The sequence below is a fragment of the Clostridium beijerinckii HUN142 genome, from assembly GCF_000621745.1.
GTDB lineage: Bacteria > Bacillota > Clostridia > Clostridiales > Clostridiaceae > Clostridium > Clostridium beijerinckii_A.
In genome coordinates this window covers 24,916-39,626 of the sequence record NZ_JHXK01000034.1, presented here as the reverse complement: position 1 = coordinate 39,626, position 14,711 = coordinate 24,916, and the positions used below count along the sequence as shown (strand labels likewise).

The following is a 14,711-nucleotide window of genomic DNA, read 5'->3' as shown; positions in this document are numbered from 1 at the left end:
TAGACTTATGTTATAACCTGCAGAAATTATAAATATTTCAATTATAGATATGAACTTAAATATGTTTATCTAATAAATCCAATCTTTTAAGTGGTTATCTATAGTTGTTTAAAAAAGAACATTTTAATAGTATCTATATAGTTTAAGAAGATAATTTCTATAAATATAAATAGAAATTCATCTTCTTAATTTTTTATAAAGTATCTATCATTTTAGTGAGAAGATATTAGTGATATCATTCTTAATAACTAAAATAAAGCATATTATAAATGAAACCTAAGAATTATTAATAAGTAATTAACCTGAATATATACAGTATTTTAAAAATATATTATTTATTCTTAAAGAAGTATTATAAATGATTAATTATTCTAAAATATAGTAAAAGTATTTCGGGTATAATTGAAATTTATAAATATTGACTTAAAAAATTTAGTTGATTCTTTTAAATTGAGAATTGTTATTAGAGGAGAGGAATTATGGAAAAATATACACTAAAAATTATTGATATAATTGATGAAACAGATAGTACAAAAACATATCTTTTTGAAAAACCAGAAAATTTAACATGGGAACCTGGTTCTCATACCCATATTGGACACATTGGATTTGATATTGGTGATAAGCCTAGAAAAGAATGGGTAAGGCACATGTCTATTACAACTTTACCGGAGGAAAATAAGCTTGCTATAACAACAAGAGTGCCAGGAAGCAAATCTGAATTCAAGAATAAGTTATCTGAATTAAAAATTGGTGATGAAGTTGTGTTTTTTAAGATAGGTTCAAGAATGAGGTTAAGACGTATAAATAGACCTATAATTTTAATATCAATGGGAGTTGGAATAGCTACCATGAGACCTCTGGTTTTATCATTTATTAATGATAAAACCAATATTCCATATCTATTAAATATAAATATAGACTCATCAGATAAATTTGTATTTAAAAATCAACTGGATAAATTAGCAGATGAAAATTATAAGAATTATTGGATAAATTCTAGAAAAGGATTCTATGAAATACTTAGCAAATCAATGAAATTAGGGGATGCTATTTATTATGTAGTTGGAAGTGATGCATTTATAAAGGATATTATCCAAAGATTAAGGGTAAATAACATTAAAATTGATGATATTCTTATAGATAGAAAAGATGAGGTAAAACAAAAGTTTTTAGAGGGTTAAAGAATTGCGAAGTTTATGATGTTAATGTGTAATAATGAGAGGGTTTTAAAAAGGATTAGGAGATTTCTAAGAGTGAATTACATTTTTAGAATAAGTTTGGCTAAAATATATATAACAATATTTACATTAAATTTTAAATATGGTATAATTATACTTGCGTTGTGATATATGAAATAAAAAAGGACGTTCAATTATATAACTTACCATCTCGCGTAATTGGTACTTACGTTTTTAAAGCAATATAATTCTACTAGTCCTAAAAATATAGATAATGTTTCAAATATAAATTTGTGTTATTGTTACTTGAAAAGTTTTAAAATTATAGAGATTAGGTTGAGTAGCTCACTAAGAAAAAGAAATATATTTTTCATTAAGTCTTTATCGAAACGTCTTTTTACATGTGCACGTTTCATATGCTACGCCTCCATAATATATCGATTTGAGATGGCATAATAATTATAGCACTAATTGGTAAAAAATACAAATTTGTATTGATGATATGTTAAGCAGTGGTAGGAGAAATTCTACTACTGCTTTTTAGTTTCAGGGCAAAAAAATATATAAAATGATAATTAATGTGATATTTTATTGTTAAATCAAACCATGTATTGATAAGATATATGAAATATTATTAAATATATTATAGTCAATTACGAACAGGATTTTTAGATATCTTTCTAAATTAATTTTAAATAATATTGCAATTAAGTTACCACATCCAAGTATCAATCGAGTATTAGCTTAACAGAATTTTAAATGCAAATTTATTATTGTAATATATATTTAAATAAAAATCTTGATGATTTTTAAATTTAACCTAGGATTAGTTTGAATTAGTCCTAGGTCATTATATTTATTACTGCAAATACTAATCTTAAAAAAGAAGAAATAAGGTTGACTAGTCAGCCAAGTGTTTGGAGGAAAAAAATTTGGAAAAAGAAAATGTTCATTTTATAATGCTTAATAGTAAGTTCTTTTGAAATACGCAGTTTTTTTTAGATAGAGCTTTAAAAAAAATATGAATTAAGTAGTGGCTCTATTTCATACATATTTACATTAGAAAAAAATGAAGGTATAAGTCAAAATAGGTTAAGTAAAGAAGCAGGAAATGATAAGTCCATGTCAGCAAGAACAATTACAAAACTTATAGAACTGGATTTCGTATATAAAAAACAAGATGAGAAGGATAGCAGAGTTTACAATTTATTTTTAACACCAAAGGCAACAGAACTTATACCTAAGATTCGTAAGGATATAAAAAGTGTAGTGGATTTGATAACAGAAGATTTAACAGAGGAAGAGAAGTTTATAACAACAAAATCCTTAAAAAAAATCTTAGATAGAACTCAAATATTAAAGCATAAAGAAGAGCGTTAATTTTTAAAGGAGGAATTTAAATGGAGAAAGATATAGAAAAAGATAAGGAGAGAAGCAGATGGTCAATATTAGTTATAGTTTTAATGTTTACATTTATGTCAGCTTTAGACGGCAGTATTGTAAATGTAGCATTACCTAAAATGGCTAATGCTTTAAATGTAACAACATCCAGCATTCAGTTGGTTGCAACAAGTTATTTAATAGTTATTGCGGGGACAGTGTTGATTTTTGGAAGACTTGGAGATATGCTTGGAAAAGCAAAGATGTTTAAATTTGGGTTGGGCCTATTTACATTTGGATCCTTATTATGTGGCATAACGCATTCTTTTCCAATATTGATTCTAGCGAGAGTGGTACAAGCTGTAGGCGCTGCTGGAACAATGGCTAATAATCAAGGTATTATTACAGAAACATTTCCTCAAAATGAAAGAGGAAAAGCACTTGGTTTTTTAGGAACTTCAGTAGCATTGGGGTCTTTAGTAGGACCAGGACTTGGAGGACTCATAGTGGGTGCATCTAGCTGGGAATTTATATTTTTGATAAATGTACCTATTGGATTAGTTGCTTTATTTTATGCACTTAAGTTGTTACCTAAGGGTAAGAAAACAGTAAAAGGAAAGCTTGATTTAATAGGCGCTGCATTATTTATGCTTACAATAGTTCCTCTTTTCGGTGCTCTAGACGAAGGACTAAATCGTGGTTTTACAGATCCAATAATTTTATCAAGTTTTATGATTGCAATCATTTCTTTCGTAGCATTTATTTTGGTGGAAAAGAAACGAGATAATCCATTGTTGCAATTAGAAATATTTAACAATAAGTTATTTTCACTAAGTATATTTTGCGGCTTTATAACCTTTGTAGCAATATTCTGTAATAATATTATTCTCCCTTTCTATCTACAGGATGTAATGAATTATACACCTGAACATACTGGATTAATACTCATGGTTTATCCTTTGATTTTAACTGTGGTGGCACCAGTTAGCGGAAATTTATCGGATAAAATTGGTTCGGAAATTTTAACTTTTATTGGATTAGTACTTATAGGATTTGGATTAATATTAATGTCTAGCTTAAATGTAGGCTCATCTTTATTAGTTATGATTATATTTATTGGAATTATGTCAATTGGTATGGGATTATTTCAGTCACCTAATAATTCTTTAATAATGTCAACAGTGCCAAAGGATAAGCTTGGAATTGCAGGAAGTGTAAATGCTCTTGTAAGAAATTTAGGAATGGTGTGTGGTATAGCTTTAGCAACAACACTTCTATATAGTATGATAAGTTTTAAAATTGGGTATCGTGTTACAGATTATGTTGTGGGAAGAAATGATGCATTCATATATGGTATGAGAATTGTATATATAGTTGCAGGAATAATAAGTTTGTTTGGAGCGGCACTAACATTTATAAGATTAAAAGGAAAGAAATATAGGAATATAGGTATAGGATAATATAAGAGGTTTCTGCACTAAAAAATTAGTGTGGACGCCTTTTTTTATAAAAAAATATTCATTTTTAAAAATAAATATTTTTAGGAGTGAATATTTTTAAGAATATTTAAATATAAGTGTTTAAAAAGTTAAGAAGGAAGAAATATAACAATGTAACAATTTGCAGGAAATATAAGGTGTTGGAGAGCCTTGCAGATAGATTTCTCAAATACAGCTCTAAAAGCAGGAATTGGGTTGATTCGCAGAAATAAATTCTTTTATACAGAAAATGGATCATGGCTAACTTTAGAAGCATGGTTAATATTTAAAAAATTAACGAGCAACAGCAAGCTGTTAAATTTTATTAAGCTAGATTATTCCTATAAATAATACCGATTTTATAGCTTCTGTATAGTATATAAATATAATATATCTGAAAAATTATACTTGGTAAAGTTTTGATGTTTTATTGAATATATTAGAAACTCTAAATATTGCAATACGGTATATTTATAACAGAATTAATGAAAAGGGATGATTTTAATAATGGAAATATACAATAAAAATGTATATAAGAATAGATGGATAATATTAGCGGTGGTAGTTTTGCTTCCGTTTATGGGAACACTTGATAGTACAATAGTAAATGTAGCGCTTCCTGTTATGGTGAATATATTTTCGGTAACGATGTCGTCTATTCAGTTGATAGTAATTTGCTATCTTATAACAATAGTTAGTACAATATTACTGTTTGGAAGGTTAGGTGATATAAAAGGAAAATCTATAATATTTAATTTAGGTTTATTGGTGTTTACGTTAGGATCTTTATTTTGTGCTTTATCAAAAGATTTTACTTACCTATTATTTTTTAGAATAGTTCAGGCGGTAGGAGCATCAGCAGCTATGGCAAACAACCAAGGGATAATAACTCAAGTATTTCCTGCCAATGAAAGGGGAAGAGCTCTTGGTATATCAGGAACATTTCTAGCTCTTGGGACAATGATTGGTCCGCCATTAGGTGGTATTATAATTTCTTACTTAAGTTGGCATTATATATTTCTAATAAACATTCCAGTAGGGATAATTGCAACAGCAATTGGTTTTAAAGTATTGCCACGTAAGTTAAGTGAAAAGAAGGAAGATATTGATTTTATTGGTGCAATAATTTTTGGCGTAAGTGTCATATTATTATTTTACTCTCTTATAAATGGACAAACTGTTGGCTACGATAATAACATGATTAAAATTAGTTTTATTGTAGCTATCATTTTATTCATAATATTTATACGAATAGAAGGAAAATTGAAATATCCACTTCTAGATTTATCATTATTTAAAAATTCACTTTTTACGGTTGGCATAATATGTACGTTCATATGTTATGCATCAATTAACAGTAATAATATTGTACAGCCTTTTTACCTCGAAAATGTTTTAAAGATGACTCCAAGCTTTGCGGGAATGATAATGATGATCGCTCCTGTATTAATAACAGTTATTTCTCCATTTAGTGGTTATTTATCAGATAAAATAGGGTCAGAATTTCTAACATTTTTAGGATTGATACTAATAGGAATTGGGATGAGCCTAATGGCAACTTTAAATGAAAACTCAAATATATATGAATTAATTGTCTATATAGTCTTTATTGCAATTGGAAATGGATTGTTTTTACCCCCTAATAATTCATTAGTTATGTCTTCAGCATCTAGTGATAAGTTGGGAATTGCAGGAAGCATTAATGCTTTTGTAAGAAATTTGGGACAATCATCTGGGGTTGCGATGGCAACAATGCTTTTATATTCATTTATGAGTATGAAAATGGGAGGAAAAGTACTTGGATATATAGAAGGCAGAGATGATGTTTTTATGTACGGAATGAGGTATGTATATATTTGTTCAGCTATTATTTGTTTTGCTGGAGTAATAATAACATATATAAGATTAAAAAAGAAAAAGTTAAACGAAAAAAGATGATTTATTAAATGCGGATTAGTACGTCGATAAAAATAATCTTTTTTTGAGTTTGATTACTATGAAAAAAGTTAAAAATAAAGAAAACTCAAATGTTTTCTTTATTTTTATATAATAAAACTTTATATTTATGAATTGCATTAGTATATAGTAATGTGATTTAGAACTAATAGTTATTAATGTATTTTATTTAACTATATAACCTCGAACTCTTTGTACTCCGTAGCTATTTACCCTTCGAAAGTATTCATGATCGTTTTCACCAGGCTCTCGTTGTACAAATACATCTAATCTATTATCTACGCCAAAATATTTATCTGAACCTTTATCATTAACAGTGACTTGTCCATAACCGTCCAAATATATTTGAGTATTTAGAGGTATTACATTATTTGCAACACCGCCTGGAGTTAATGGCTTATTTTGACAGGTTACTGGACCCGCACTGCTATTTTCTGAATCAAGTGATGTATAAAATGTTAGTACAAAGTCTTTCCATTCAGGTGTATTGTTTTTTTGTTGTTCCTTTTCTTCTGCTTCCTTTTTTTTAATTAATTCTCTCTGCTCAGCTTTTTCATTAATTATTTCATCTATAGGATTTTCCTTAAATTCTATTTTTTCTTTATGTGTCATTTCTATATTATTATCTTTTACAACATCTGTTGCTAAAGCGTTAAATGGTGTTATTGTGCTTGCGTCATATGTATCAAGTATTAGGATAAAACCTAATAAGCACACTAGCCTCTTTACTCTTAGCATTTGTCCACTCCCCTTTGTTGGTGGTTTTTAATGAGACATAATAGGCCCTAATAAATTATAACACAAATGTAAAAAATTTACAAAATGAGAGGGGTATATAATTAATGAGTTAAAGGGTGTTATATGAATAAATCTTTGAAACTGGTAATTTATCAATACAAAATGTTAGTGTTGGTGGCTAGATGGTAAAACATGTGATAGAAAGCTATGAACAAGGTTTACAATAATAGTTGTTGTGAATTTATGATTTAGCAAGATAACTATGAGATATTCTCACGTTAAACAAAAACTCTAGAAGTAGGGTTCTCTTGGCGCTTAGATATTTTGATAGAAGGAATAAAAAATACTCTATAATAATTATAAAAATTTCAAAAGGAAGTGCATAAAACATGATAAGAAATCTAATAAATAACGATAAAGAAAAATAATTAATTAATAATTTAGTTATAAGTTAGTTGATATTTTTGTAATGTTTAACCAATATATGTAAATGTGTTTAATATCATATTAAAATGTGATATTATAAATATGTAATTATGTATAAACCTTTATAGCAATAATATGGAACTAAAAAATGCAGTCATTAGCCTGACTGTATTTTTTATTCTTATAAGAAATTATAATGCAATTAAATCTGTGGACGAGGTGCTCCTTGAGGGTATAACTTAAAAAGGTTGATTGACTAGTTTGTGTATTTTAAAAAGAATAAAAAAGAAATCTTATTCGCCTGCCAAATTTTTCTCACATGCGTTCAAAAAGGCAGATGCGTGAAAAAATCTCCGGCTCCACAGTCGCCTGCGATTTTGTTCTGCAAAATAAAAATGTTATAATGGTTATAATTGGTCGTTTTGATATGAGTTTAAAAAAATACTCATCTTTGAAATAGAGGTCAAATACGTATATTTAAGAAATAAATATACTAATATTAAAAGGTGTTAATCACGATAAACTTATGAAAAGCTAGGAGTTGTTATTTATGCATGACCATTTATTATTAATAGACGGTTCGTCTCTTTTATCTTGCTGCTTTTTTGGTAATCTCCCGAAAGAATATAGATTTGCTAAAACTGAGGAAGAAAAAGATAAAAATATTGAAAAATTGCGTCAATCCCCTAAAGGAGAATTTACTAATGGTGTCTTTACAATGATGGCATCCATGCTTAGAATGATTAGAAATCAAAATCCTACTCATATGGCTGTAGCCTGGGATTTGACTAAGGAATTTACCTTTAGAAAAAAGTTGTATCCAGAGTATAAGGGAAATAGAAAAGATTTAAGAAGTGAGCTTGGAAGTCAATTTGCATTAGCTCAAAAAGTCCTAAAAGAAATGAATGTTCCAGAGTTCGTTTTTAAAGAGTACGAAGCGGATGACATAATAGGTACATTGGCAAAGAAATTTCGAAGATGCACGAGAGTTAGTATTTGGACAAAAGATCAAGATTGCCTTCAACTTGTTGATGATGATATAAGAGTGTGGCTTATAACCTCAAAGTGTGCTGATATGTATGAAAGTCTTGGAATAAATATTAAAGAACTTAATATACCTAGTGGGACTTTTGAGTTTACTACACAGTATGTAAATCATTTTTATGGTGTAGATCCTATTCAAATTATTGATAGAAAAGCAATAGAAGGTGATTCTTCTGACAATATTCCTGGAATAAATGGTGTTGGTGAAAAATCTGTTATACCATTACTTCAAGAATTTGAAACTGTAGAAGGTATATATGATTTTATAGAAAATTCATCTGAAAAAGAAATAAAAAAAGTATTTAAGGATCTTGGTATATTACGTTCTCCGTTATCAAAGCTAATTGAGGAGTCAAATACAAAAATTACAGGAAAAAAAGCAGCTTTGCTTTGCAAACAATTAGCTACTATAAAGTGTGATATAGAGGAGCTTAATAATATAACAATAGATCAATTGAAACTTCAAATAAATGAAGAAGGTATGAAAAATATATTTACGGAACTTGGATTTACAAACTTGCTAAATTAAAGGTTAGCATATTATTTGTGAGTAAATACAGGAATATAGGGAAAGCATTCCTTAATATATACGTAATAAAAAGCTATTTGCAGGTAAGTGAATAAATATTAAAATAAATACAAAAATGTAATATGCACATGTGAGTGATATATATTAGGAGGAGTAGATTATGAAATTTTGTTGGAGTACATTAAAAGTTAAAAATTTAGAAGAATCGTTAAAGTTTTATCAGGAGATTGTTGGACTTAAGATTAATAAAAGATTTAATGCAGGTCCTGGGAGAGAAATTGCATTTTTAGGAGATGGAGAAACCAAAATAGAACTTATATGTGATGAAGAAATAAAGGAAGTAAGCTAGGGAGAGTATATTTCTCTTGGATTTGAAGTTGATTGTGTAGATGAGAAAATAAACTTTATTAAGGAAAAAGAAATAGAGATTCACAGCGGACCATTTCAGCCAAATCCTAATACCAAGTTTTTTTATGTTTTAGATCCTAATGGATTGAAGATTCAATTCGTAGAAAATAAATGATCATAAAGATATTGACATTGTAAATATATATTTAATCAAAGCTGAAAATCCTTAAAATTTGAGGATTTTCAGCTTTTTAAATAATAGTTTAATTAACCCAATATGTCTATTTTAATATTTTACCATTTTCCTTTGCTCATATGTGCTGCTAATTCTGCTTTTGATATTTGCTTAATAGTCCAAGCACTATTTTTAGCTTTTTCAAAAGCTGTTACACAAGTAGGATCTAAGTTTAAATCTATTCCTTCTCTAGAAAGCTTGTAAATTTTATCTGCTAAATTAATGATTTCTAAATGAATGTCATTAGTTCTATCAGAATTATAGATTTTATCAGCTTCTTCACTAGTTAATTCAACAAATTTTTCTCTAGGAACTCCACACTTTGGACACTTCTCTGGAGCTTCTGCTCCTTCACATATAAATCCACACACACTACACTTAAATAATTTTTTCATAATTCTTCCTCCCTTTAATCTTACCATTAGATTATTAAAACATATATAATTATATGTTCTTACATATATATTAATTTGACATAATTGGTTAAAATCCTCCTGAAATTGAAAAAAATCTTAAAAATACTTTTGTGTAAAATATAGATTGACGTACATAATCTGAGTATGTAAAATTAGGATAAATAAAGATTGTAATCCATAATAGTAAGGAAATGAGGTGTTTTAATGAAGGAGGAATTATTATATTCTGAAAATAAAAAAAATAATAGAATATTTTTATTAGATATATTTACTAAAAAGACTATTAAATTCAAAAATTTAATTAAATATAAATTGAAAAAATCAAAGAAAGTTGAGAAGCTAACATTAAAATCTGCAAAAAAACAGTTTGAAGAGCTTAAAGCTAAAAAAGAAGAATTTGAAAAGTATGAGAATGAATTTCTAAAGTATGATGATCAATTAAAAGATATGGATTATTGCCTAATAAAATCTAATGATTTAAATTCGGTAATCAGCTGTAAAAAAGATAGCTTGTCTCAAAGATTTTTTAAGTATGAGAATGTGAATATTGATAGTAAAGCAATAAATGCATTAATGTTTTTTAGTAAAGAAAGTATTATTCAGATAGAAGAAACTATAGGTCAGTTAAATAAGGATGAAATTTCAATAGAAAAAACATATAAGCTAAGTAAATTTAGGGTTAAAAATATATGTAATTTATATATAAGCTATGAAGAAAATAAATATGTAATAAAAAATATAGAACCTTTAGATAAAGAAATATATGGAACATTGAATGAAATTACAAACAAATATGAAGAGTATCACTTACAAAATAAAGAGATAAGAGATAAATTTATTAAAGCTTTTTCTGATGCCAAGTATGAACTAAATATTGCGAGTCCATGGATGAATAATTATGTAGTTAATAATAATTTAATAAATATGATGGAAAATTTACTTTCAAGAGGTGGATCTATCAAAATTATATACGGTATAGAAGAAAATAGCTCTATCTATCACGTTAAAAAGGATAGTAACAATAGAAGTAAGAATAGAAATAGCGATATAATAGCAGAAAGACTAAAAGATAGATTTAAAGATTATGGAGGGAATTTTAGAATAAAAAAGGTGAACTCACATAATAAGCTTTTAATTTGCGATGAACAGTATTATATGGAGACAAGTTTTAACTTGTTATCTTTTTCGGGAGAATATGACGAGAACTCTAAGGATATTAGAGATGAGGGGGCAACTTATAGCACCAACATAGACGTTATAAAAGATTTGAGAAATAGATACTTTAGTTTTTAATAGACAAGATGAGATCGAACTAAATATAAATCGATGCTTAACTTAAATGTAAAACATTAAAAATTAGAGCCGGATGTGTTGATAAATCTAAAGAAATTACACTTATTTTTTAAAAATAGTTTGTTGGAAGTAATGGTAAAGTGGTATATAATGATGAAAATGCTTATTTAATGTTTTAAATTGAGAAGGAGGAATAAGAGTGTCTTATTTATTCGTAGAGTATCCAAAATGCACAACATGCAAACGAGCAAAAAAGTGGCTTGATGAACATCAGGTTGAATATGAGGATAGACACATAGTTGAGAATAATCCTAAAATAGAAGAACTTCAGGAATGGATTAAGAAAAGTGGTTTGCCGATTAAAAAGTTTTTTAATACAAGTGGAACTTTGTATAAAGAGATGAATTTGAGTCAAAAGCTTAAAGAACTTTCAGAAGAAGAACAAGTAAAACTTTTATCAACAAACGGAATGTTGGTTAAACGCCCTATTGTGGTTGGAGATGACTTTGTACTTGTTGGATTTAGAAACGAAGGTTTGTGGGAAGATTCACTCTTAAAAGGCTAGATTAACATTAATATAATGAGTTTTAAATCAGAAATTATTTTGTATATACGTGAGAAATGCAAAATAAGAATCTGTTGTGAGAAACAATGGATTATGGTTGAATTAATTAATAAAAGAATATAAGTTAGTGATTAAGTTATGGAAGAAAGAGAGATTTGAATTAAAATAAATCTCTCTTTCTTTTTGTTTTTAAAAATTGGCAAAGAAAAATAATTCGCAGAGATTGTAGGCTAAATTGTTTTATATGCTACATAACTAAGCAAGTTAATATGTAACATGTTAAAATACATCAATAAAAATGATTAAATTTATCACTAAAATTACTATTTAAAGTGTGATATTCTATATAACATAAAGTAAAAGGCAAAATTTTCATAAAGCGTACAACAAAAGGTATTGATTAATATAAAGTATCTATAATTAATCTGCTTATAGAGATATGTTGGGGAATTTGTGAAATTGCTATATTGGGGAGTGATAGGGATGGAAAATTTTCGAAAATATAAAAGAATGTATTTTATGCCGCCAAAAGTAACATATGATTGGGTAAAAAAAGATTATATAGATAAAGCACCTAAATGGTGTAGCGTTGATTTACGTGATGGAAATCAATCATTAATTGAACCTATGAGCTTAGAAGAAAAATTGGAATTTTTTAATATGCTAGTAAAAATAGGTTTTAAAGAAATTGAAGTAGGATTTCCGGCAGCTTCTGAAACAGAATATCAATTTATAAGAACATTAATTGAGGAAAAGATGATTCCTAAAGATGTTTCGATTCAAGTATTGACTCAGGCTAGAGAACATATTATAAGAAAGACTTTTCAAGCAGTTAAAGGGGCTCCACATGCAGTAATTCATTTATATAACTCAACTTCTGTTGCACAAAGAGAACAGGTCTTTGGTAAATCTAAGGATGAAATTAAGCAGCTTGCTGTAAATGGAGCAAGGCTTTTAAAAGAAATAGCAAAAGAAGAAAAGGGCAACTATTCGTTTCAATATAGTCCGGAAAGTTTTCCGGGAACAGAAGTAGATTATGCAGTAGAAGTATGTAATGCTGTTTTAGATGTTTGGAAGCCAACAAAAGAAAAGAGGGCAATCATTAATATTCCTACAACAGTTGAAAATGCTATGCCTCATGTATTTGCTTGTCAAGTTGAATATATTCACAAAAACTTAAAGTACAGGGATGCTGTAACTTTATGCTTACACCCACATAATGATAGAGGAAGTGGAGTGAGTGATGCAGAATTTGGCATACTTGCAGGGGCAGATAGAATAGAAGGAACTCTATTTGGTAATGGAGAGAGAACAGGAAATTTAGATATTGTTACAGTTGCTATGAATCTTTACTCTCATGGTGTAAATCCTAATTTGAATTTTAGGAATATGCCTGAAATTCTTGAAACTTATGAAAGATTAACAAGGATGCAAGTAGGCATGCGCCAACCTTATGCTGGTGAATTAGTGTTCACTGCTTTCTCAGGATCTCATCAGGATGCTATTTCAAAGGGGATGAAGTGGCGTGAAAATAAGGAGTGTACGTATTGGGAGGTTCCTTATTTGCCTATTGATCCAATGGATGTTGGGCGTCAGTATGATTCAGATGTTATTCGTATTAATAGTCAATCAGGTAAAGGCGGAGTAGCGTATATATTACAAAAGAATTTTGGAATTTCACTTCCAAAAAAGATGCAGGAAGACTTTGGGTATACGGTAAAGGATGTGTCGGATAAGGCCCATCGAGAATTAACGCCAGAAGGAATTTATAAGATTTTAGAGGAGAAATATATTCGGAATTCTCATGTGTTTCAAGTGCCAGAATGTCATTTTATACAAGGAAGAGAGATAGCGGCAGATACTACAATTTGTCATGGTGGAAAAGTACAATGTATAACAGCCCATGGAAATGGAAGACTAGATGCGGTAAGTAATGCAATTAAACAATATTTTGATATTAACTATGAATTAGATGTGTATGAAGAACATTCGTTAACAAGAGGTTCTTCATCAAAAGCAGTAACTTATGTAGGAATTAAATGCCATGATAAGCTTTATTGGGGAGTAGGAATAGAGAATGATATTATTAATTCATCAATTGCTGCTTTAGCAGCAGCAGTTAACCAATTAGAAGAGATTAAGAATATGAGAAGATCAGATAATAGAATGACAGAAGTATTAAATTATATTCAATCAAACTATAAGACGGTCACATTAGAAAAACTTTCAGAAACTTTCTACTTATCTAAGCCTTACTTATCAAAATATATTAAGGAAAGTACAAATAGTACATTTGTGGATATAGTAAAACAGATTAGAATGGATAAGGCTAAGAGTTTGTTGAAAGGAAGCGGAATGACAGTAGAAAAAATTGCAGAACAGGTTGGTTATGAAAATGTAGAGCATTTTACAAGATTATTTAAGAAAGCTTACGGAATAACTCCAGTAGAATTTAGAAACAACATACCTAAACGAATTGATCAATAAAATATTGAGCGGAGATATTTGAGATTAGAGAATTTATGCAATATTGTCACAATAAATAGGTAAATGTGGTTTCGATATTGTATATATAATAAATTAGATTCTATTTACATTTAAATAGAAAGATTGAATAAAAAAATATAGATTTATATGTCATACTATGGTATATTATATACATAACAAATGATGTTGAAAAACGAAAGATTTAAGCAAACTAAAGATATTTCGAAAAAGAGATAACTGTAAAGATGGTTGTCTCTTTTTTTTATTAAAAATAAGGAAGGAATATAACTATACAATTCAGATAATTTCTTATGTTAATACTAAAAATATATTAAAAACATTTGTCGAAAAAAACCTGATAATCAATATTAAAAGATATAGATTATTTTTGGATATTATGATAAAATGTAGTTACACAAAAGATACCCAAACCCCACTCTTAATCTCTCCTAAATTTTATAAATGATACAGCCATTAATTTGGCTGTATTTTTTTATTCTTTAGGAAATTATAATGCAATTAAATCTGTGGATAACTTTTATAGTAGTCTATTTTACTAAGGTTAATTACTATAAAAGAATAAAAAAATAAATCATATTCGCCTGCCAAATTTTTCTCACATGCGTTCGAAAAGG

9 protein-coding genes and 2 pseudogenes are annotated in these 14,711 nt (G+C 28.1%); 9 read left to right on the top strand and 2 right to left on the bottom strand.

The genetic code is table 11. The features are described from left to right. Nucleotides 1–479: 479 nt before the first annotated feature. The 4 genes and pseudogenes from T483_RS0115340 to T483_RS0115315 all read left to right on the top strand — a co-directional run bounded on the left by T483_RS0115340 (nucleotide 480) and on the right by T483_RS0115315 (nucleotide 5,977). Nucleotides 480–1,184 (top strand): FAD-dependent oxidoreductase, encoded by a 705-nt coding sequence (locus tag T483_RS0115340; RefSeq protein WP_026887656.1) that lies wholly within the window; start codon nucleotides 480–482, stop codon nucleotides 1,182–1,184. Nucleotides 1,185–2,113: 929 nt separating this feature from the next. Continuing rightward, nucleotides 2,114–2,561, top strand: a pseudogene (locus tag T483_RS29220) (MarR family winged helix-turn-helix transcriptional regulator). 20 nt (nucleotides 2,562–2,581) lie between these two features. Continuing rightward, nucleotides 2,582–4,021: an MFS transporter gene (locus T483_RS0115325; RefSeq protein WP_035790230.1), complete on the top strand. Its 1,440-nt coding sequence runs from the start codon at nucleotides 2,582–2,584 to the stop codon at nucleotides 4,019–4,021. A gap of 525 nt (nucleotides 4,022–4,546) precedes the next feature. After that, nucleotides 4,547–5,977 (top strand): MFS transporter, encoded by a 1,431-nt coding sequence (locus tag T483_RS0115315; protein WP_026887653.1) that lies wholly within the window; start codon nucleotides 4,547–4,549, stop codon nucleotides 5,975–5,977. 183 nt (nucleotides 5,978–6,160) lie between these two features. On the opposite strand, the gene T483_RS0115310 is transcribed toward T483_RS0115315, so the two are convergent. Further along, a complete protein-coding gene (locus T483_RS0115310) occupies nucleotides 6,161–6,733 on the bottom strand; it encodes a 3D domain-containing protein (protein WP_026887652.1) in 573 nt (190 codons plus the stop codon). A 976-nt stretch (nucleotides 6,734–7,709) separates the two neighbouring features. Between T483_RS0115310 and T483_RS0115305 the strand changes: the two genes are divergently transcribed. After that, the gene (locus T483_RS0115305) at nucleotides 7,710–8,732 is read left to right on the top strand and encodes a 5'-3' exonuclease (protein ID WP_026887651.1); all 1,023 of its coding nucleotides are present in this window, start codon (nucleotides 7,710–7,712) and stop codon (nucleotides 8,730–8,732) included. 160 nt (nucleotides 8,733–8,892) lie between these two features. Then, nucleotides 8,893–9,255 (top strand): annotated as a pseudogene (locus tag T483_RS29215) (VOC family protein). Between the two features lie 119 nt (nucleotides 9,256–9,374). Here the strand turns inward: T483_RS29215 and T483_RS0115295 are convergent. Continuing rightward, nucleotides 9,375–9,710 (bottom strand): rubredoxin-like domain-containing protein, encoded by a 336-nt coding sequence (locus T483_RS0115295; protein ID WP_026887650.1) that lies wholly within the window; start codon nucleotides 9,708–9,710, stop codon nucleotides 9,375–9,377. Between the two features lie 225 nt (nucleotides 9,711–9,935). Here T483_RS0115295 and T483_RS0115290 point away from each other — a divergent pair, with 225 nt between their 5' ends. The 3 genes from T483_RS0115290 (at nucleotide 9,936) to T483_RS0115280 (ending at nucleotide 14,076) form a co-directional block, all read left to right on the top strand. Further along, complete coding sequence (locus T483_RS0115290) at nucleotides 9,936–11,024, top strand: hypothetical protein (protein ID WP_026887649.1); 1,089 nt, start codon at nucleotides 9,936–9,938, stop codon at nucleotides 11,022–11,024. 199 nt (nucleotides 11,025–11,223) lie between these two features. Next, complete coding sequence (locus T483_RS0115285) at nucleotides 11,224–11,589, top strand: arsenate reductase family protein (RefSeq protein WP_026887648.1); 366 nt, start codon at nucleotides 11,224–11,226, stop codon at nucleotides 11,587–11,589. A 483-nt stretch (nucleotides 11,590–12,072) separates the two neighbouring features. Continuing rightward, a complete protein-coding gene (locus T483_RS0115280) occupies nucleotides 12,073–14,076 on the top strand; it encodes a 2-isopropylmalate synthase (RefSeq protein WP_026887647.1) in 2,004 nt (667 codons plus the stop codon). The last annotated feature ends 635 nt before the right edge of the window (nucleotides 14,077–14,711 follow it).